This is a genomic window from Anaerocaecibacter muris (genome assembly GCF_943192945.1).
Lineage (GTDB): Bacteria > Bacillota > Clostridia > Christensenellales > Pumilibacteraceae > Anaerocaecibacter > Anaerocaecibacter muris.
Genome location: NZ_CALPCE010000009.1, coordinates 50,060 through 69,915 on the forward strand (window position 1 = coordinate 50,060; position 19,856 = coordinate 69,915).

18 protein-coding genes and 1 other RNA gene are annotated in these 19,856 nt (G+C 53.5%); 2 read left to right on the forward strand and 17 right to left on the reverse strand.

The window, feature by feature from the left end; all coding sequences use genetic code 11:
• Window positions 1-8 precede the first annotated feature (8 nt).
• Window positions 9-686: a PAQR family membrane homeostasis protein TrhA gene (trhA, locus tag NFR57_RS08120; RefSeq protein ID WP_251183342.1), complete on the reverse strand. Its 678-nt coding sequence runs from the start codon at window positions 684-686 to the stop codon at window positions 9-11.
• A gap of 136 nt (window positions 687-822) precedes the next feature.
• Between trhA and NFR57_RS08125 the strand changes: the two genes are divergently transcribed.
• Window positions 823-1,839, forward strand: coding sequence for a serine/threonine protein kinase (locus NFR57_RS08125; RefSeq protein ID WP_251183343.1), 1,017 nt, complete (start codon window positions 823-825; stop codon window positions 1,837-1,839).
• Window positions 1,840-2,038: 199 nt separating this feature from the next.
• Here the strand turns inward: NFR57_RS08125 and NFR57_RS08130 are convergent, their stop codons facing one another.
• The 5 genes from NFR57_RS08130 to NFR57_RS08150 form a co-directional block, all read right to left on the reverse strand.
• A complete protein-coding gene (locus NFR57_RS08130) occupies window positions 2,039-3,115 on the reverse strand; it encodes a tetratricopeptide repeat protein (RefSeq protein ID WP_251183344.1) in 1,077 nt (358 codons plus the stop codon).
• 266 nt (window positions 3,116-3,381) lie between these two features.
• Window positions 3,382-3,918 carry a rubrerythrin gene (gene rbr, locus NFR57_RS08135; RefSeq protein WP_251183345.1) on the reverse strand — a complete coding sequence of 179 codons (537 nt, stop codon included), beginning with the start codon at window positions 3,916-3,918 and terminating at the stop codon, window positions 3,382-3,384.
• Window positions 3,919-3,997: 79 nt separating this feature from the next.
• The gene (locus NFR57_RS08140) at window positions 3,998-4,384 is read right to left on the reverse strand and encodes a Fur family transcriptional regulator (protein WP_251183346.1); all 387 of its coding nucleotides are present in this window, start codon (window positions 4,382-4,384) and stop codon (window positions 3,998-4,000) included.
• Between the two features lie 107 nt (window positions 4,385-4,491).
• Complete coding sequence (locus tag NFR57_RS08145; protein ID WP_251183347.1) at window positions 4,492-5,820, reverse strand: linear amide C-N hydrolase; 1,329 nt, start codon at window positions 5,818-5,820, stop codon at window positions 4,492-4,494.
• Between the two features lie 110 nt (window positions 5,821-5,930).
• Window positions 5,931-6,377 carry a MarR family winged helix-turn-helix transcriptional regulator gene (locus tag NFR57_RS08150; RefSeq protein ID WP_251183348.1) on the reverse strand — a complete coding sequence of 149 codons (447 nt, stop codon included), beginning with the start codon at window positions 6,375-6,377 and terminating at the stop codon, window positions 5,931-5,933.
• Between the two features lie 167 nt (window positions 6,378-6,544).
• On the opposite strand from NFR57_RS08150, the gene ffs reads away from it, so the two are divergent.
• Window positions 6,545-6,808: signal recognition particle sRNA large type (gene ffs, locus NFR57_RS08155), an RNA gene on the forward strand.
• Window positions 6,809-6,919: 111 nt separating this feature from the next.
• Here the strand turns inward: ffs and nagB are convergent.
• The 11 genes from nagB to NFR57_RS08210 all read right to left on the reverse strand — a co-directional run bounded on the left by nagB (window position 6,920) and on the right by NFR57_RS08210 (window position 19,529).
• Entirely contained in the window at window positions 6,920-7,678 is a 759-nt protein-coding gene (gene nagB / locus NFR57_RS08160) for a glucosamine-6-phosphate deaminase (RefSeq protein ID WP_251183349.1), read from the reverse strand.
• A 27-nt stretch (window positions 7,679-7,705) separates the two neighbouring features.
• Entirely contained in the window at window positions 7,706-9,532 is a 1,827-nt protein-coding gene (locus tag NFR57_RS08165) for a beta-N-acetylhexosaminidase (protein ID WP_251183350.1), read from the reverse strand.
• Between the two features lie 144 nt (window positions 9,533-9,676).
• Complete coding sequence (locus NFR57_RS08170; protein ID WP_251183351.1) at window positions 9,677-11,674, reverse strand: glycoside hydrolase family 3 C-terminal domain-containing protein; 1,998 nt, start codon at window positions 11,672-11,674, stop codon at window positions 9,677-9,679.
• A gap of 5 nt (window positions 11,675-11,679) precedes the next feature.
• Entirely contained in the window at window positions 11,680-12,015 is a 336-nt protein-coding gene (locus tag NFR57_RS08175) for a hypothetical protein (protein WP_251183352.1), read from the reverse strand.
• A gap of 69 nt (window positions 12,016-12,084) precedes the next feature.
• Entirely contained in the window at window positions 12,085-13,359 is a 1,275-nt protein-coding gene (gene serS / locus NFR57_RS08180; protein WP_251183353.1) for a serine--tRNA ligase, read from the reverse strand.
• 88 nt (window positions 13,360-13,447) lie between these two features.
• Complete coding sequence (locus NFR57_RS08185) at window positions 13,448-15,094, reverse strand: putative polysaccharide biosynthesis protein (RefSeq protein ID WP_251183354.1); 1,647 nt, start codon at window positions 15,092-15,094, stop codon at window positions 13,448-13,450.
• Window positions 15,095-15,414: 320 nt separating this feature from the next.
• Window positions 15,415-15,582, reverse strand: coding sequence for a DUF362 domain-containing protein (locus NFR57_RS08190; RefSeq protein WP_251183355.1), 168 nt, complete (start codon window positions 15,580-15,582; stop codon window positions 15,415-15,417).
• 99 nt (window positions 15,583-15,681) lie between these two features.
• Entirely contained in the window at window positions 15,682-16,881 is a 1,200-nt protein-coding gene (locus tag NFR57_RS08195; protein WP_251183356.1) for a PSP1 domain-containing protein, read from the reverse strand.
• A gap of 31 nt (window positions 16,882-16,912) precedes the next feature.
• Window positions 16,913-17,914, reverse strand: a complete 1,002-nt coding sequence (locus NFR57_RS08200; protein WP_251183357.1) for a hypothetical protein — start codon at window positions 17,912-17,914, stop codon at window positions 16,913-16,915.
• Window positions 17,911-18,522: a dTMP kinase gene (tmk, locus tag NFR57_RS08205; RefSeq protein WP_251183358.1), complete on the reverse strand. Its 612-nt coding sequence runs from the start codon at window positions 18,520-18,522 to the stop codon at window positions 17,911-17,913. The genes NFR57_RS08200 and tmk overlap by 4 nt, the downstream gene beginning before the upstream one ends.
• Complete coding sequence (locus NFR57_RS08210) at window positions 18,519-19,529, reverse strand: aminotransferase class I/II-fold pyridoxal phosphate-dependent enzyme (RefSeq protein WP_251183359.1); 1,011 nt, start codon at window positions 19,527-19,529, stop codon at window positions 18,519-18,521. Before NFR57_RS08210 ends, tmk begins: the two co-directional genes overlap by 4 nt.
• Window positions 19,530-19,856 lie beyond the last annotated feature (327 nt).

Here is a 19,856-nt window from a genome sequence, read left to right on the forward strand (position 1 = left end):
TCCTCACATTAAGACATCGAGAATAAATATATTCCCGCGCAGTGCGCCGCCGCACCGACAATAACCAAAATATGTTTAAACGCATGCCGCGCGGGCATGCCCTCCAACGCGCCGACAATCGCGCCCGTAAAGTACGCCGCGCACCCGCCGAACAACGCCCAAAAACTTCCCCAGCCGCACAGATCGACTATGCGGTGCGCGCGCGCCACGCACGCCCAACCGATAACGACGTAAAAAACAAGACAGATAATCTTGTACTCCGCGACGTTGGCGACGCTGACCGCCGCGACGCACACAGTCGCAACGGCGATAATCGCAAACAGCGTATAGCCCCAAATCGCGTCGGTACTCGTGCCCGCACCGAACGCCGAAAACATTACGGGGAAGAACGCGCCCGCTATAAGCACGGGAACCGCGCAACGGTCGAGCTTGCGGCACACCTCGCCCGCCCTGCTCGACGCGGGCAGAATATGGCAAAGCGCGCCGACTGTAAAGACGACCGCCGCCACAAAAAGAAAAACCGCATAGCGTCCGAGGGAGGGGCTTGCGTTAATCAGCGAACAAGACAATAGTAAAGCGAACCCGACAAACGCTAACAGAGCGGCAACCGCGTAAGTTATGAAATTTGTCGGCTCCTTCGGTCGTCTGTACGCCTTGGGCGTATTTTCCGTTCCCGTTTCGCTCACGGTATTATTTTAACACATAACAAGTCCGCGGTCAATCGATTTGGCGAATTTTCTCGACGCAACGGTTTTTTTGCGCGTGCAATTCGTCCGATATAAATATTGACAAACGCTCGCCGATATTGTATAATGTTACGGTATGCAAGATGTACGCGACTTAAATTCAATATGCTTACACTGCTTCGGCACGCTCGATCCCAAAACTCGCGTTTGTCCGAGGTGCGGCAAAACCGCCGTCGGCGAGCAATCGCCCGTGGGCGCGTTGCCCCTTCGCACCATGCTTTCGGGCAGATATCTTATAGGCATGCCGCTCGGCAGAGGCGGATTCGGCATAACGTATAAGGCTTACGACACGTTCACTTGCACGACTGTCGCAGTCAAGGAATTCTTCCCAAAAGGCTACACAAAGCGCATGCCGCACTCCTGCACCGTGGACGTAGGCAATGCCGAAAACGGCAAGGTTTTCAATTACTGGCTTACGGCGTTTATTCAGGAAGCAAAAGTGCTTACTTCCATCAAGCACCTCGACGGCATTGTCGCCATACACGATTTTTTTCTTACCAACAATACTGCGTACATAGTTATGGAATATCTAAACGGCATGAGCTTGCACCGCTTTATAAACGGCAGGGGCGGCAGACTGCACATAACCGAAACGCTCAACATCATGCGTCCCGTTATAGAAACGCTGTTGCGCTTGCACCAGCACGGCGTTATCCATAAGGACATCTCGCCCGAAAACATACAAATAGTAGATAACCGCGCTATCAAACTTATAGACTTCGGCGCGGCGTCCATCTACACGCAAAACGTGCAAAAACCGTTCTTCGTGCTTAAAAAGGGCTACTCGCCAATCGAGTTGTATTCGCACGGCGGGTCGCAAGGTCCGTGGACGGATATATACGAATTAGGCGCGACTATTTATACTTGTCTTGTGGGCAATCCCCCGCCCGAAGCGACAGAGCGACGGCTTAACGATAAAATCATGCCGCCCTCCGCGCTCAACGTAAAAATTCAACCCGTGCGCGAAAAGTCGCTGTTAAAAGCGTTGTCGGTCTACCCCAAAGACAGATACACCAACATAGCCGCTTTTCAGCAAATGTTTTACGGCGAGTTTTTGCCCAATACGACCGTACACACAAAGCCGACTTTTTAACTCTCCCCCAAAAATAAACGTCGTACAAATTTCGCTATTCGATGCGTTTCGCTCACAAAAACCATATCTCCCACTCTACGCAAAACGGGTTCGGCACAATACCGAACCCGTTTATGAATAATATTTTTTTGCCGACTTTTTGTGTTCATAACAAAACAATCGGGCTTTTTATCTATACGACTTGAATATAACGGAGCGACTACATAAACTTATTGAATTTTCGTTTTTTAAGCGTTTTGATTGCATCTTGATTGCCTCTCTCGGCGGCAGCCTTGTAAAACGCGAAGGCTTGGTAAAGATCCTCTTCGACGCCGTCGCCGTTTTCGTAAATTTGCCCAAGCATAAACATTGCCGCGGAGCGACCGTTTTGGGCGGCAAGCATGAAAAACTTGATAGCCTGTTCCATGTCGACTTTTACTCCGTATCCGTTCGAGTAGCAAATGCCCAAATTGTAAAATGCGTCCGTACTTCCGAGTTCCGCACCGGCATGATACATAGTAATTGCCTTTTCCATATTTCTTTCTACGCCCTCGCCGTACTGGTAACAATAGCCCATATTGGTAAAAGCCTGAAAATATTTCTGCGCCATAGAAGCCTTGTACCATTTAACGGCTTCTTCGCGGTCAAGCGGCACACCGTCGCCGTACTGATAACAATAACCTATGTAGCACATCGCCTTGCCGTGATTAAGCGCGGCGGCTTTTTTATACCACTTCAAAGCCTCTTTCATATCACGCGATACGCCGAGCGCGTCGTCGTAAAAAAGCCCTGCTTCAAACATTGCGTCGGCGTTTCCGTTTTCTGCGGATAGTTTTATCCATTTAAGAGCTTCGGCATAATTGCGCTTTACCGCAATTCCTTGTTTATAGCAATTACCTACGTTTAATTGCCCGATAGCGTCGTTTTGCTCGGCGGCTTTTTTATACCATTCGAAAGCCGCATTTTCATCTTTATCGACGCCTATGCCGCTTTCGTAAAAATTGCCCGCATTGTTCTGCGCACGCGCATAGTTCTTATTTGCGGCGGAAACGGTGTATCTAAACGCTTCTTCTCTGTTTTCTTCAACCCCGCGCCCGAAAAGATAGCACAGCCCTAAATTAAACTCGGCTTCCGCATTACCTTTTTGAGCCGCGCTTTTAAGCAGTTCTACGCCCTCGTCTGTGTTTTCGGCAATATTAGTGCCGTCGCAATCGATCCCCAATAACATTTTACCTAACGCGCACTGCGCCTCCGCGTCCCCGTTTTCGGCATCGATTTTCAATTTTTCGATATCCATAATTTTACCTCCCATTATTGAATATGTCCGTTATAGCACAATATAACGCAAATGTAAACCGATACGTCCGCTGCAAATAATTTTTTTTGCGACGGCTTTATTTGTATGCCCGCTATTCAACCGCTTCACTATTTTGCGCAGTGCAAAAACCCCGAACGCAAGCAAGTACTTTAGTTCGGGGTTTTAACGGATACTTCCGCTATTAGCGTAGCTATAAGAAAAGCTATCGCCGTTCTTACGCACAGTTTTTACGCGCGCTTCATGGCTTAATAGTTTTCCGCGCTCAATTCAAAGTAGCTCTGCGGGTGCGCGCACACGGGACAAACGGCGGGCGCTTTCGTGCCGACGACTATATGCCCGCAGTTTCGGCACTCCCAAACCTTGACTTCGCTCTTTTCAAACACCGCCGCGGTTTCCACGTTTTTAAGCAATGCGCGATAACGCTCCTCGTGATGTTTTTCAATCGCGCCGACCATGCGGAACTTTGCGGCAAGCTCCTTAAAGCCCTCTTTTTCGGCGGTCTTGGCAAAGTCCTCGTACATGTCCGTCCACTCGAAGTTTTCGCCGTCCGCCGCGGCTTTAAGATTGTCCGCGGTGTTGCTTATGCCCGCAAGCTCTTTAAACCACATTTTGGCGTGTTCTTTCTCGTTGTCGGCAGTCGCGCCGAATATAGCCGCAATCTGCTCGTAACCCTCTTTCTTGGCTACCGAAGCGAAATAAGTGTACTTATTGCGCGCCTGCGATTCGCCGGCAAACGCCGCCTGTAAATTCTTTTCGGTTTGAGTGCCCGAATACTTGTTCATGATTTTATCTCCTTGTTTTTTGATTTTTATAGCTGCGGTATACGCCGTTACGCCCATGACTTTTCGCGCCTATTACGCCTCACTTATCGCCGCGCTTTTCACAGTCCGCGCACACTCCCACAACAAGGAAGTCCGCGTCCTTTATGCTTATATCCTCGCCTATCGCCGCCTGCACAGCCGCAACGTCCAAAGGATAGCAAAAATCGAATATCCTGCCGCACTCCGAACACAACGCGTGATTGTGTCTGTCGCGCACGTAATCGTACCTGTCGCACGCGCCCGTTTTTTGCACTTTTTTAACGATGTTTTCGGAGATCAGCCTGTCGAGATTGCGGTAAACCGTGCCGAGCGACACGTCGGGAAACGCCGCGCGCGTGTGCTCGAAAATTTCCTGCGCGGTCGGGTGCGACCGCGTTTCGCGCAAATAGCTCTCTATGTAATCGCGTTGTTTGAACCCTTGCCTCACAGCTACCTCAAAACAGGAATCATTCCTGTTTTAATTATAACACACGACGGGATAAAAGTCAACGGGTTTTCAAAAACTCAAAGATAAAATTTTAGCGTTAATCGAAATTACAGGAACATTGCATATACGGGATTGGGCGTTATTACGTCCGTCGCAAACGAGTACGTAAAATACGCATTTTCGTCGTCGTAATTTTCGTTGGGCACCCACAGTACCGTTTTCTTGGTAAGGTTGAAAACCGCGCTGTGAACGGTGCAACCGCCGCCGCCGTTAAACGTGCGCTGTCCAACTTCCGACAGGATTTGCATAGCGGCGCGTTCGTCCGTCACTACCCCGTTTGTTGCGCGCAGTCTGTCGTAGATATGTTCGTAACGCCCGTACCCCGGTTTCGCTTCGTTGTCGGTGTAGTACGAATCCTGTCCGTTGACTATAAAGTTAGTCACCCATTGATACTTGAACGCGTCGGACGCGCGCAAGTCGTTATACATTTCGTCGGTGTTGTATGTCACGACAAGCTCGCGCGCCGTGCCGTCGTTGTCGGTCGCGTCCGTGCCGCCGTCCGCGGGCAACCATTCGAGAATTGCGCTCTTGCCCGTCGCGTCGGCTACCATGTAATGGAACGACGTATTAGCCGAGTCGTGCAGATTGTACTTTTTGATAAGTTCGACCGCCTCGTCCACGTTGTCGGCGTAATCGAGCACCAACCGAAGCATAGTGGTGGAAGTAATATTCTGCTTGGCGGCGTCGTTCTGATTGGTAGCGACCGTGCCTTCCTCGCCGTCGCCGCCCTGATAGGACATGTATATGCCGCAACTCACGCCCGCGTCGTTCATGCCGTCCAGAGGCACATAGGGCGCGGCGAGGCAAGTTATTTGGTTCATAAGCCCTTCCACGTCCTTGTTAATATCCATGCCGATATAGTTGAGATCGACCGTCGAGAACGACTTGTGTCTGCCGTCCCCGGGGTCGGTAAACGTCAAGCAAACATTAGTTTTGGCAAAGTCGTAATTGCGCGCGAAAATAATATCGCCGCTCGGCGTGACCGCGGTAAACGACGAACAGCCTATGTCCGTTTCGCCGATAGACACGTCTATAAGCCCGCGCGTAATGTGATTGGTGATAAAGTTGATAAGCTGTTTATCGCTGGACGCGCCGCCCTGCGCAAGAAAATCGTCAAAGTAAAATCCGCCCTTGACTCTCATCATATACACAGCGCCTTCCTGATTGGAATCCTTGCGATTGCGCAGTTTGGTGAAACTGCGCACCGAGGAAATCTCGTCGCTCCACACGCATGCGAAAGTAATGCCGAGCACCGCGATAACGCCTATAACGGCGGCGAGCACAATGCAGGTTATTTTAACCCACAGTTTGCATTTTTTCTTTTCGACCGCGGGCGTCGCCGCAACTTCTCCCGCAACATCTTCCGTATTTTCCATAAAAAACTCCTTAAAAAAATTTCGGTTTATCTATATCGGCGAACAAAAAAACAAGAGGCGCATGGCATTGCTCCGCCCTCGATTATCGCGCGTTGTTTTAAGTATGGTTTTTATTTATTGCCGACAAGCTCGTCGTAATAGCACGACAGATTGTCCACTATCGCGCCCAGCGTTTTATAAAACGCCACGCGCTCGGATTCCGACATATCGGCGGAACCCGCTTCCACCGCCCTGTCCGCCTTTTGCAGGACAGCCTCCGCAAACCGCTTGCCCTGTTCTGTAAGAACTATAACGGAATTGTACGTTTTGGGATCGTAAACAACTAAATCCTTTTCGCGCATGGTAGCGAGCGCGCGCGACAGCGCGGCTTTGTCCTCCACCGCCAACCGCGAAATCTCGCTCGCGGTCAAGCCGTCGGGGTGCTTCAAAAGATAATACCCGCACATTACGTGTATCGCCTTTAACCCGTACTCCTCCATTTCCGCCAACTTGATTTTATGTACCAGCTTATTGAGTTTGAGGATATTTATAGTAAAGTTTTCAAAAACGTCGTCCATAGCCGCTCCATTGTTGATATGTCAACAATGGAATTATACGCCAACGCGCCGCCCGTGTCAAGCAAAATCGTTGACAAATCAATAAATTTATGCGCCGCAAAATTCGCGGGCGGCAAATACGGCTAAAACACTTGATTTTTTTTGCGTTACGGGTTATAATAACTCTACTGCGCTAGACGGAGAATTAGCGGCGCTCTGTAACCTACAATCCGCTACAGTAGGGTTGAACACCGTCCTCGGTTTGCGTATGGGAGGTCTGTTACCGTTAGGTGGCGTTGATGTTAAGGTCTTGTGCAACGTCTGCTTGCGAACCGTGTCAGGGCTTGACCGCAGCAGCACTAAACAAGAAGTGGCGTGTGCCACAAGGTAGCTTTAACGGAGTCAACCGACGGGAAAACGCTTCGGTGCGTTTTATCAAAGACGGCGCGCAGTATTCAAAAACCGACGAGCATCAGTTCGTCGGTTTTTGATTTGTTGTTTTATATTTGATTGAATTCAAACGGTCGCAACCGAATTATGTAAATCGAACTTCAAATAGCGGTTTACAGTTTGGACGCGGCGGCTTTATCGACGATAAGCGTACAATCGGGGTGGAGTTGCAACACGCTCGCGGGCAGGCTTTCGGTCACTTCCCCGCGCACCATGCCGAACACTGCGTCGGCTTTGTTCGCGCCGCTCGCAAGCACCAGTATTTTTTTCGCCTGCATAATGCTTTTAAGACCCATGGTGAACGCCTTGCGCGGCACTTCGGAAATTTGCGAAAACAAACGCGAGTTGTCCTTGACCGTGCTGTCGGCGAGCGTAACGACGTGCGTCGTGCTTCCGAACGGCGTGTTCGGTTCGTTAAACGCTATATGACCGTTACTGCCCAAGCCCAAAAGCTGAAAATCGCGCGGAAGTTTTTCGAGCGTTGCGTCGTATCTTGCGCACTCGGCTTGTTCGTCGGTTGCAGTGCCGTCTTCTATGTTTGTGTTTTCGGGTGCAATGCCGAGCGCGTCGAACAGGTTTTTACGCATAAAATACGCATAGCTCTGCTCGTGCGTTTTGGGCAAGCCCATATATTCGTCGAGGTTGACAGTGCGCACCGCGCTGTAATCGGTGCCGTTTTGGGCACGGTCCGCAATAAGCCGCTTATACAGTCCGAGCGGAGTTGTACCCGTGGCAAGTCCCAAAACCGCGTTAGGGTTTTCGGTCACCGTGCGCACCGCTATTTCCGCCGCGCGCGCGCTCATTTGTTCGTAATCGTCCGTAATTATTATGTTCATGTTCTGCGTTTCCTTCGCAAATTTTCGTCTGTACATTTTGCGCCGCAACTCGGCGCGATATGTCTATACGCTGGCGGAAACCATGTTTCGCCAACCGCATTCGCGCAATTCCTGTCCGCGTTCGAGGTCAAACGCGGGCAAAATTTCCTGTTCGAGTTCGGCTATTTGCTCCGTCTTTCCGTTAAGATAATCGTTAAGAATATCGCGGCAGTGCAACATTCTTTGCCGCAATCCGCCGAGGCGTATGTCCTGTATATCGAAGCCCTGCGGCTTGTTTTCGCTGTACCAGCACTCGCGGAACGCTTTGTAAAACTTATCGACGAGCTTGACAAGCTGCGGAATTTTGTCGGCAAGCGCTTTTAGCGCAGGCTTGTCGCCCGCTTTGTACGCCGCTCGCGCGCGCACGCCGAAATCGAATTTTTGCGCGGCAAGCTCGACAAGCGCGGCGGTGGATTTAAACATGTACGAAAACTTGCCCGTGCGCCGTTGCGCCGCGCGCAGTCTGTTTGCCGCGGTCGTAAGCCGTTCGTAAAATTCGGGGCGCATGGCGTAATCGTACAGACCGCAAAGCAAGTCGCTGTACAAAAACACTTTTGTCATGTTTCCGCCGATAAAATCGCCGCTTATTCCGCGCATGGTATTGTCCGCGAGTTCGAGAGTCAAAAAGTCGTCCCAGTCGATAGAAGTCGCGATTTTAAACGCCTTTTTGAAGTCCGTTTTGCCGTAAGCGAGTTCCGCAGTCGCAACGAGCGTAGGCAGTACGGCAAAAGTCGGGCACTCCGCGCCGTCGTCGCCCCACACCGTTATCAGCACGTCGTCCACGCCGTGCTTAACGCAATTTTCAAGCGCGAGCTTGTTGCGGTTAATCGACATTAGGTTGGACGGAGTAAACGTATTCCAACACCACGCGCCGCCCGCAAAAGCTATCCTGTCGCTCATGATTTTGTGCGCCGCGAACATCTTGTCGTAATGTTCGCTGTCGTTGTTATAATAATCCCAATAAGTAAGCGTAACGTTTTGCGGAATCAAGTCCAAAAGCTCTTGCGATATTTCGCCGTCGGCGGGTTTATACGCGCCTTTATTCAACAGCCTGAAAAACATGTCCGACCACATAGTGCAGGAATAGCCGTACTTTTCGGCAATTTCGAGCACGCGCTTCAAATGCTTGGACATAATTTCAAAACGGGAACTGTACCCGTTTTTGTCGAGGTACTTGCCCAGCCCCAAATTATGCGCTTCGTCCATGCCTATATGTATGCGCCGCGACCGAAAACACTGCGAAACGGTATTGAACATTTTGTCGATAAGCTCGTAAGTTCCTTCGTCGCCCGCGAGCAAAATATCGTTGCAATCGATAATCGGCGAAAACCTCTTCCAGCGGGTTATGGCGTTGAGGTGCGCCAAAGTCTGTATGCACGGAACAAGCTCCACGCCGAACGTCGCGCCGTAGCCGTCAAGCTCTTTCAGTTCGCTCGCAGTGTAGCGACCGCGCAAATATCCGAAGTACGGCTCGCCGTCGATTTCGTAAGTGTCCTCTGTGTACAGTTCGAGCGTGTCGTATCCAATCGTCGCCAAACGCCGTATAAGCGATTTAACAGCCGTCACCGTCATAACGGCGTTACGCGAACAGTCAATCATCGCGCCCAAGTTCTTAAACGAACAGCGTTCAGAATATCCGATTTCGCCCGCAAGCAGTTTGATAAAACCGCGGTAAAACTCGCATTTTTTGTCGTAAGTAATAACGTAACCGTTATCGCCGCGCGCGACTCCCGCTTCGCCCTGCGCCGCCGTAAGTTTGACATTGCCGTCAAGTCCGAATTTATAATCGGCGCGCAGTTCGCGCAACCCGTCGGCAAAATCTTTGTCGAGCGACGTTATATCGAAATTCATAAAAACTCCTTTCACGGTGCGGGACTGTACAGATAAGCCCCTGCCGTCCGCTTGTAATTCGTGTATTATATCAATGCGGTACGGCTTTGTCAATGCTTAAAGCACAGTTTTTACAATTATTAACATTAATGTTTTACGCTCGTCTTAACGCCTGCGAACGGACGGACAAAACTTGTCGGGAACGCTGTTTATCTTGTGTTCGATAAGCGGCAACAGTTGTTTCTGCGCGGTCTTGCGCGCCTTTTTTATAGCTTTTTTGACCGTGACGGCGGACGGCGGCGCAAGGTCGGCGCGCGCCTCCGCTTTCTTTATGAACGGAGTTTTTAACAGCTTTTCTATTTCGGGCGCGGTCGGCTCGAACGCGCCGTCGTACCCGTAATATGCGGGCGCAGTCTTTTTGTCCGCGCCCACGGCGAATTTATCGCCCGTCAGCTTGACTTCCGCGCTCGCGCGAATATCGGCGGACGACAGACCTATATCCACCGCATACTTTCCGCCGAGCGTGACGAACCGCGCGTTTCCCGCGTCGTACACCGCAATATCGGAAGCGTCCATAACGAGCGTAACGCGCTTGCACTCGCCCGCTTCCAGTCTCAACCGAGTAAACGCGACGAGCCGCTTTTTAAGTCCGTAAACGGGCGCGTCCACAGCCGTCAAATATGCTTGACAAACTACGCTGCCCGCGCGCTCGCCCGTATTCTTAACGTCGAACGTCGCCGTTATTTCGGAACAGTCGGCTTTTAATCCGACCTTGCCTATTTCGTATTCGGTATAGTCCAAGCCGTGCCCGAACGGATACGCAACCGCCGACGTAAAGTTGCCGAACAGCATATATCCGTTGTACAGCGATTCGTATCTGAAATCGCCGCGCTTGCTGTACTTTATATTATTCGCGGGATAGTCCGTCTTTTTGTCGCACCACGTAAACGGCAACCGTCCTTGCGGCGCGTTGCCCGTAATCATGTCGATTATCGCCGCAACGTCGCGGCACGCGGGGCAAAACAAAATCGCGTGCGCGTTTTTCGCCGCGCCCAATTCGCAAGCGCACCCGCCGCAAATAACGACGACAGTCGGTGCGACCGCGGACGTTTCCGCAATCGCATTTTGCGTTTCGGGCGATATTCCGTCGCGTTCGTAATCGGTAATCAAAAACACGTTTACTTCGCCGCGGCTATCCGTAGCGCGCGCAATAGGTTTAACGCCGTAACGATCGCCGTCAATAAAATCCGCCGCCGTGCCGAACAGCGTTATTTTTTGCGTTACCGTCGGAAGCGCGCCGTCGTTTTTCAACAGCACCGAACTCGCGCGCGAAAGGTCGGGCACAACCGCCGATTTAAGCCGTTCGCTCGGCTCGGTTTTATTTCGTTCGTAAGTATTGACCGCGGTAGCGAGTATGCGTTCTATGCCGCGGTCGAGTTTGCTCTCTATAATTTTTCCGTCAACGACGGCTCTGTAAAGTTCGCGCTTGAACGCGCCGTCCGCGCCGAGTATGTACGCCGCGCCCGTAAACTCTTGCAGTTTGGTTTCGCGCCGATATTCGGTAAGCACAGCAGCGTCCGCGCGCACGTATTTAATAAGCCTGTCCGCCGCGCCGCGCGACTCGCACAGCCGCTCGCCGTTTAAATAGCCTTCGTCAAACTGCAACGCCGCGGCGACGCGCCCCGCCTTTTTGAGCGGGTACAAATATAACTCGTTGAGCGCGCGATCGTCTATCGTCCTGTCAGCGTATGCGCCCTGTCCGAGGCTGTCCGTAAACACAAACCCTATCCCGTCGTCGGTACGACAGCTTTTTAAAAGCTCTGCTGTGAGAAACGGATCCTCCGAAAAAAATTCGCTCGCGCCCGCGCTCATGGGGTCGCGCATTATTCCGCAACATACCGCACCCGCAAACGCCTCGCCGTTATTGCGCGCGACGGCGGCGCGGTAGTATGCAACCTGCTCGCACAGTTCCGTCGAGAACGTGCAACCGATAGCGGACGAAAACGGCAAAGCCGCCGAGTACGGCATAACGCCGTCGCCCAGCTCTGTTTTTGCGGACTTGGTCACGGCTTGCGCGGAAACGGTCGTTCCGCCGCCTACAAGCTCAATCTTATCCGCAAGGCGCATGGTCGGGATAATTCCGCGAATCCTGTCCAAATCCATAATGTTTACTTTGTTACGGTGTTAAACTTGAACATGCACGTCGCCGTCTTGACGTAATATTCCAGCCTGTCCGAGTATTCGTAAATATAAATATCGCTGTGCGCGCGCGACAAAAACACCATAGGGCGTTCGGTCTGTTGTAGCGGCGCGTCCTGCGCAAGCTCGCGCACAGCCGTAACGGTCGCGGCATCCGCGCTCGATTCGGGTTGTTGCGATTGCAAGCCGCCGTCCGTCGGAAGTATAAACTTTTCGTCGTACTTTGTAAGATTCAAATAATCGTCGGTGGGCGCGGGGCTTGTCTGCTCGCCGAACCCGCCTCTTCTTCTGCCGAATAAACCCATAAGTTTTTATCGCTCCTTGTTGGTCGCTTGCCGCATGTCGTCGGGCTAAAATCGCTTGCCGAAAGTTCGTTATTTCAAAACGTCGCAACCGACAAACGCGCGCAGCACTTCGGGCACGGTAACCGAGCCGTCTGCGTTTTGATACTGTTCGACGATAGCCGGAAGTATGCGCGACGTCGCAAGCCCCGAACCGTTGAGCGTATGCACGTAACCTATCTTGCCGTCCGCGCCGCGATAACGCGTCATATTGCGGCGCGCCTGATAATCGTTGGCGTTGGAAACAGAGCTGACCTCTTTGTAAATGCCCATGGACGGAATCCATACTTCAATATCGTAAGTGCGCGCCATGGACGCCGAGCAGTCGCCCGCCGCGAGCTTGCTCAATCTGTAATGCAAGCCCAAGCCCTCGACAAGCGCGCAAGCCTTGTTGACAAGCTCCTCGAACGCCGCTTTGCTCTGTTCGGGCGAAGTGACCTGCACCATTTCCACCTTGTCGAACTGGTGACCGCGAATCATGCCGCGCTCCTCCGCGCGGTAGCTTCCCGCTTCCTTGCGATAGCACGGCGTGTAAGCAAACAACTTTTTGGGCAGTTCGCTCTCCTGCAAAATTTCGCCGCGGTAAATATTAACGAGCGCGGTTTCCGCCGTCGGCAACATGAACCGCCGCGCCGCGCCGCCCTCCGCCGTTTCCACGCGATAAACATCGTCCTCGAACTTGGGGAACTGCCCCGCGCCCAATCCACATTCGTAATTGAGCATGTGCGGCGGCAGAATAAAGGTATAGCCGTCCTTGATGTGCGTCGTTATAAAGTAGTTTAACAACGCCCACTCCATGACCGCGCCGCGCCCCGTGTACAGCCACGAGCCGTTGCCCGCAAGTTTTACGCCGCGTTCGTAATCTATAAGGCGCAACGCCTCGCACAGCTCGACGTGATTTTTAATCGCAAAATCGAAGCTCGGCTTTTCGCCCCACACCTTGATAACTTTGTTATTTTCCTTTTCGCCCGCAACGACGTCGGGATCGGGAAGATTGGGCAAGCACAAGAGCGCGTTTTTAAGCGCGTCCTCCGCCGCTTTGAGGTGCGCGTCGTTTTCCGAAATCCTATCGCCCAGCTCGCGCATTTTTGCGAAAATCGGCTCGACGTTCTCGCCCGCCTTTTTAAGCCGCGGTATGTCCGCGCTCACTTTGTTCTTTTCGGCTTTGAGCGTTTCTGTGCGCCCTATAATTTCCCGACGCGTTTCGTCGAGCTTGATTATTTCGTCGAGGTCGGCTTTACAGCCGCGTTTTTCGAGCGCCGCCGCAACTGCGGTCGGGTCGGTGCGTATAAGATTGATGTCTATCATCGGTCGCGTCCTTTTCGTTTCGTATCTGTACAACTATTATAAACCAACGCGCAACGAAAATCAACACTATACGCACACTTTTTTGCCGTTAATTATCGGGCGGAACATCGGGCATGCCGCCGCCGCTCTTTATTACGCGTCGCGCCCGCGCGTGCGCAAGCGCCGCCTTTACGTCGAGCGCGCCCGTAAGTATAACGCCGCTTGCGTACACCGTAAGAAACGCGCCGCCCGCTATAAGCGTTTGCCACAGCGCGGGAAGCGTCGTCATTGCGGTAAGCGCGCTCACGCCGATAAACGCCGCCGCACCCGCGACTGTGCACGCGAGCGGCTTGATAAACGCGTCCGCAACGCTCACGCCTATCGGCATGCGCGAGCTTGCGCAGCGCACGGTCAACGTCGCCGCAACCGCATAGCACGCCGCCGTCGCGCCCGCCGCGCCTATTATGCCGAACGCGCGCACCAATAGCGGCGTAAGCCCTACTTTGACGCACGCGCCCACGACGAGGTTAATAACCGGTCGGTGCGCGTTGTTGTGACCTTGAAGAACAGTCGTAGCAAGCTGTAACACGCCGATATAAAATACGCCTATCGCCTGCACGCGCAATAGCCGCGCCGCGGTTTGCAACTGCTCGGCGGTGAGTCCCCTGCTGTACAGCGCGGAACAAACGCGGTCGGGAAAAATCATAAACGCCGCGGTCACGGGAATAACAAACAACATTATCCATTTAACCGCAACGCGCGCAACCGCAGACGGGTCGCCGCCGCGCTCGACGGCGGAAGTGATTGTCGGCAAAAACGCTATCGCGACGGACAGCGCGACGACCGTCGGCATATTGATAAGCGTGCCGACGGGCCCGACAAACAGTCCGAACAGCGCGGTTGCGCTCGCGCGGGTCGCGCCGCTGTGCATCAACAGGTTGATGACGAGCACCGAATCTATCATTTGCGTAATGGGTAAAACGAGCGAGCCGAGCGTGACCGACAGCGCAAACGAATACAGTTCCTTTAACAGCATTTTATCGGTGACGGGGCGCGGCGCGGAAAATTCCGCCGACGTTTCGGCGACGAGCGAGCCTACCACAACATATCTCACGCGCTTGCGCGCCGCTATCCAAAACCGCACAGCCAAATATATAAGCGCAAAAAGTTCGCTCGCGGTAACGCCCGCAAGCGCGCCCGCAACAGCGTACTTAACGCCGTAAGGCAACAGCAACCGACTTAAATACAGCCCGAGCGCGAGCTTTACCGCCTGTTCCACAAGCTGACTTACTCCGCTCGGCAACATAAACGCCTTGCCCTGAAAATATCCGCGCAGTACGTTTATTCCGCCCGCAAACAACAGCGACGGGCAAATTGCAAGATACGCGATGCCCGCTTCGGAATTGCCCTGCAAGCCCGATATTACATTGCGCAACAGCGCGACCGCCGCCGTCGAAACGACGGACACGGCAATGAGCGGAAGTATAGCCACTTTTAGCGTGCGCTGTGCCGCTTCGTCGTTGCCGATAGCGGTGTACTTTGCCACCACGCGCGACACTGCGGACGTTATTCCCCCGCCGCAGAACGCGAGCAACACCGTGTACAGCGGAAAAACCATTTGGTACAAGCCCATGCCCTCCGCGCCGACAATGTTGGTAAGCGGCACGCGGTACAGCGCGCCTATCAGCTTTGATATTATTCCTATCGCCGCAAGCGCGACCGCGCTTTTGCCGAACGACCTTGCCTTTGCTTTCACGCTTGTAGTATGCCGATATACACGGTAAATTATATAAAAACCGAACAAATATCGCGCACCGATATACACGCCCTTGCCCGCGCCGCGTTTGGCATATTAAATCGAACAACGCCGAAAAGTTTATAATACTCTGTTCACCCGCAAAACTTCGACAAAAAAAACGCCGCGCAGATACTGCCCGCACGGTCGTTATTGACAAACTTTTTATACTCGAAATAATCGATTTGCACTCTATTCGAAAAATAAGATAAAAATAAAAAACAAAAAATTCGAGCGGCAAGCCGTTAAGCATGCCGCTCGAATTACAAGTCAAAGATAACTTATGCGGTTATCGCGCCGGTCGGACATTCGCCCTCGCACGCTCCGCAATCGATGCAAGCATCGGCGTCAACAACATATTTGCCGTCGCCCTCGCTTATAGCGCCCACGGGGCAAGCCCCTGCGCACGCGCCGCACGAAATACATTCATCGGAAATCTTGTGTGCCATATTGTCGTACCTCCAATATTTTATAGTGCAAGTATAACATTTATATTCGCAAAAGTCAACTTTGTGAATTTAATTTATTCGGTTCGGCATTGCGAACATTTAATTTTCCGTCGGCGCGCGGTCGGTTTTTGCGTTACCGTTGCCTTTGTTGTTGAACTTGCGGTTGCGGTTCTTCTTGTTGCCGCCGCCGTTGTTACCCTTTCCGCCGTTGCCGTTTACGGGCTGTTGCGGCGCGTTGTCCTTATTTCCGTCGCCCTGTCCGCCGCTGTTATTGCCGTCGCCGTTGCCGTTATTGTTAAACTTATTCTTGCCGTTGAACTTGTTTTTGTTGCGGTTGTTCCCGCCGTCGTTGCGACGATCTTGGCGATTTTGATTTTGGTTTCTGTTCTGATTTTGGTGTTGATTTTGTCTGCCGTCGCGGTTGCGGTTGCGGTCGTCGGGTCGGGCTTGACCGTTTTGCTCCGCCTGTTCCTCGCGCTTTTCGCGGCGATCGCAACCGAGCTCGTCGAGCGAGTATTCGCAAAACTCGAAGTTGTCGTCGTCGCCCACTCGCACTCGCACTTTTTCGGTAAGCGGCGTGACGGACGCGACCGTGCCGCGCCTGCCGTCGGGACAAGTGACCGTCGCGCCGTGCTTGGGACAGCGGCGCAAAACGTCCTCGTAAGTTTTATTCTCGTAAGACAGACAGCACAGCAGTCTGCCGCACATGCCGTTGATCTTGTTGGGCGTAAGCGCAAGATTTTGGTTCTTTGCCATTTTAATAGACACGTGTTCGGAGTCCGACTCGAACCTGCCGCAACAGCAAGGCAAACCGCACGCGCCGAGCGTTCCTATAAGTTTGCACTCGTCGCGCGCGCCTATCTGTCGCAGGTCTATGCGCATGCGGAACGCCGAGGCGAGATCGCGCACCAGCTCGCGGAAGTCCACGCGCTGTTCCGCAGTAAAGTACAAAACGAGCTTGCCGTGATCGGCGGTAAATTCGCAATCGACAATCTTCATGTCCAGCCCGCGCTCGGACACTTTTTGTTTGGCGGTGGCGAGTATACTCTGCTTTTGCTCGCCGTCCGCTTTTTCCGCATCGATGTCGGCTTGCGTGGCAATGCGCATAACCGTTTTTAACGGCGCGACAATCTTATCGTCCGGCACTTCCGTTTCGGACATAGCTACCGTTGCAAGCTCCACGCCGCGTTGCGTTTCCACAACGACCTTGGTATTCTTCGGATATTGTTCGCCTTCCGTCGGCGCGAAGTAGTACACTCGCGGCGAGGTGCGAAATCTTACGCCTATAACTTTCGGCATTGCGATTCCTCCCGTAAGCCCGTCTTGCGCGTCAGCGCGCGGCGGGCGCGTCCTTAAACTTTTCTTCCATGATTTTTAGTATCATCGTGTCCATGACCGCGGACGGCATACAGTTGGCGGAATTGTGCCGCCGCGCCGTGCGCACGTGCTCCGCGCTTTTCGCCGCGGAATACGGCGTGAACCCAACCGCAACGGCTTTTACGTCCGCACTGTCGAAAACGGTTTCCGCCCCGACAAGACTGCGCGCAACGTCGCACAAAAGATACTCCATAACGCCGAGCACCGCGTCCGTCTTTTCGCGCGTAAACTTTTCGTAAACAGCCGCGGTCTTGGCGAACATCCGACTGCCCGTCGCCAACGCGAGAATCTTTTTTGCCGAAGCATAGGTATCGGCAAAGCCCGCGTCGGCGAGTATGCGCTCCGCAAGTCCCAAATTTCCGCGGCTCGCCCGCGCCGCAAGCGTCACTGCGGCGACGTCCTTGTGATACTTTTTAAGCTCCGCCGCAATCTCGTCCACGCCGAACGGCGGAAGCTCTATGCGATTGCACCGCGACTCGACCGTGGGCAGTAGCCGCCCCGTCGCGCACAGTACAAAGCACACTCGCGGCGGCGGTTCTTCGAGCGACTTCAACAGCTTGTTTTGGCAAATCTCGCTCATACTCTCCGCGTTTTCGATAACGTATACGCGCTTATCGAGCTCGAACGGCGTAAGGTACAGCGACCCGACAATTTCCCGAATATCGTCCACCGACACGGCGTAACGCTTGGGCTTGTCCGCTTCCGTCTTTTTGCCCTTTGCGGGCTTTTTCGCGTCCTGCGCCTGCGGATAGGTTATGATGTCCGCATGTTCGTCGAACGCGCGATCGACGTCCAGCCCGCATAGCTTTGCCGCAAGTATACGTCCGAGCACGGCTATGCCGTCCTCGTCCTCGCCGCATATAAGATACGCGCTCGCCCGCGCCGAATAATCTATTGCCGCGACCGCGCCGTTTCGAGCATACAGCCCCGCGTACTTTACAAGCCCTTCGTTCATAGTATGCGGCGCACCGCCTGCAAAATATTAGCGGCGGTCTGCTCCTTTTCCCCGCTTCCGTCAATCGGCACAAGATCGCCGTCGGCGCACATGGTTTTGAACCCGTCGTAGACGCGATTGAAAAAATCCAAGTTCTCGCGTTCCAGCCTGTCGGTCTTGTCCGCGCCGCCCTTGCGCGCAAACCCTGCCTCGGGCGACACGTCGATAAACAAGCCGAGATCGACTTTAAGCGGCGCAATCGTGCGCGCGTTGACTTCGCGTATAAAATCGAGATTTAATCCGCGACCGTAACCCTGATACGCGAGCGTGGAATATATAAACCTGTCGCACACGACGGTCTTGCCCGCTTCGAGCGCGGGAAACACTATCTTGTTTAAATGATCGCGTCGCGCCGCCGAATATAAATATAATTCGGTAACGGCGTCGGGCGTGTAAGCGGGATCGAGCAACAGTTTACGCACCGCTTCCGCAAGCGGCGCGCCCCCCGGCTCGCGCGTCAACACCGCGGCGCAACCGCTCGCGTTGAGCGCGTCCGTAAGTATGGCGCACTGCCGACTTTTGCCCGCGCCCTCGACGCCCTCTATTACGATAAACTTTCCGTTACTCATTTTTGCTCCGCTATCGCGGCGGTAAGCGCGCCGCGTAGTATTTCTATGTTTTGCGGATCGTCGTCCGCCGTGACTATAAACACGATACGCCGCCCGTCCGTCATTTCGCTGAACACCCCGCGGCGGCAAAGCGCGGCGTTAAGCCGCCCTGCGTCCGCGCCGAGCGCAGCGCAATCGAGCACGAGCCGCGTAAAGTCGTCGTTTTTCAAAAACGGAAACTCGCGTTTCAAACTCTCGATAGGCGCGTACAATGCGGCGTATCTTTCCGCCGCGCGCCCGAGCCGATCCACCGCGCCGTCGATTGACGAATACAGCAAGTACGACGGGCTTGTCGTGCCCATAATTTCAACCGCCGAGTCGAGCGCGGCGTGCCGCGCGTCGTCGAGGTTGTCGAGCAATATTGCGCTCTGCGTGAGCGCGGACAGCGTCTTGTGCGCCGACACGTTGCAAATATCGCACCTGTCGGCAAAACATTGCGGCAAAAGATCGCTCGCGCCGAAATGCGCGCCGTGCGCGCCGTCTATAATAAATGTCAAACCGCGCGACTTGCAAAACGCAGAAATGCCGTCCACATCCGCGCAATATCCGTAATATGTCGGAGAAGTAACGACCACCGCGCCGTCGCTCGGTTTAAGCCCGCGCTTTATCTCGTCGAGCGTGACGGGCGTAACGTCGCCCCGCCGCCCGACGTAAGTAGCGGACTTGCCCGCAAGCAAAAACCCGTCCGATACGGAACGGTGCGAATTGACGTCGGCAATACCGCTCGCGCCCGTCGCGTAAATCGCGGATTTAACGCCTTGCGAACTGCCGCCGCACAGCATACGCGCATGCCGAGCCTTGTAGTGCGCGGCAATACGCGCTTCCGCCTCCGCAATCGCAACGTCGGGGAACGACCCGTCCGACAGCTCCGTCAAATCGAGCGCGCACAGCCCGCCTTTATGCCCCGGGGTGTGCAACCGTAACGTGTCGCGATCGGCGGCATGCTTCAAATGATCCGCAAACTTCAATTATTATCTCACTTTGTTTCTCTCGACAGATAGCCGATATAGGTTATCAGTCAAATCCATGCGCCCGCCCTGCGATTTACTTTGCAACATAATATCCGAATCGCAATGCAAACCGTCCGTTACTATCCGCCCACTCTATCGTTGAGGCATTAGAGCCGCGTCAGACAAGGAAAGCAAGCCGACGCGACGGGGAACTTTACAGTTGACGGCGTAGTCGCGGCGCAGACGGGCTTCTGTTGTCTATCCGCCGATACTCTTATTGTTGAGGTGTTAGAGCCGCGTCAGACAAGGAAAGCAAGCCGACGCGACGGGGAAACTTTACTGTTG

Excerpts from the sequence above, each read along its gene's own strand:
- NFR57_RS08170 (WP_251183351.1), bottom strand. The coding sequence starts at position 11,674 with ATGGATTTGGACAGGATTCGCGGAATTATCCCGACCATGCGCCTTGCG.
- NFR57_RS08125 (WP_251183343.1), top strand. The coding sequence starts at position 823 with ATGCAAGATGTACGCGACTTAAATTCAATATGCTTACACTGCTTCGGC.
- rbr (WP_251183345.1), bottom strand. The coding sequence starts at position 3,918 with ATGAACAAGTATTCGGGCACTCAAACCGAAAAGAATTTACAGGCGGCG.
- serS (WP_251183353.1), bottom strand. The coding sequence starts at position 13,359 with ATGATAGACATCAATCTTATACGCACCGACCCGACCGCAGTTGCGGCG.
- NFR57_RS08150 (WP_251183348.1), bottom strand. The coding sequence starts at position 6,377 with ATGGACGACGTTTTTGAAAACTTTACTATAAATATCCTCAAACTCAAT.
- NFR57_RS08200 (WP_251183357.1), bottom strand. The coding sequence starts at position 17,914 with ATGAACGAAGGGCTTGTAAAGTACGCGGGGCTGTATGCTCGAAACGGC.
- NFR57_RS08145 (WP_251183347.1), bottom strand. The coding sequence starts at position 5,820 with ATGGAAAATACGGAAGATGTTGCGGGAGAAGTTGCGGCGACGCCCGCG.
- NFR57_RS08195 (WP_251183356.1), bottom strand. The coding sequence starts at position 16,881 with ATGCCGAAAGTTATAGGCGTAAGATTTCGCACCTCGCCGCGAGTGTAC.
- NFR57_RS08165 (WP_251183350.1), bottom strand. The coding sequence starts at position 9,532 with ATGAATTTCGATATAACGTCGCTCGACAAAGATTTTGCCGACGGGTTG.
- NFR57_RS08130 (WP_251183344.1), bottom strand. The coding sequence starts at position 3,115 with ATGGATATCGAAAAATTGAAAATCGATGCCGAAAACGGGGACGCGGAG.
- NFR57_RS08190 (WP_251183355.1), bottom strand. The coding sequence starts at position 15,582 with ATGGCACACAAGATTTCCGATGAATGTATTTCGTGCGGCGCGTGCGCA.
- tmk (WP_251183358.1), bottom strand. The coding sequence starts at position 18,522 with ATGAGTAACGGAAAGTTTATCGTAATAGAGGGCGTCGAGGGCGCGGGC.
- NFR57_RS08175 (WP_251183352.1), bottom strand. The coding sequence starts at position 12,015 with ATGGGTTTATTCGGCAGAAGAAGAGGCGGGTTCGGCGAGCAGACAAGC.
- nagB (WP_251183349.1), bottom strand. The coding sequence starts at position 7,678 with ATGTACAGACGAAAATTTGCGAAGGAAACGCAGAACATGAACATAATA.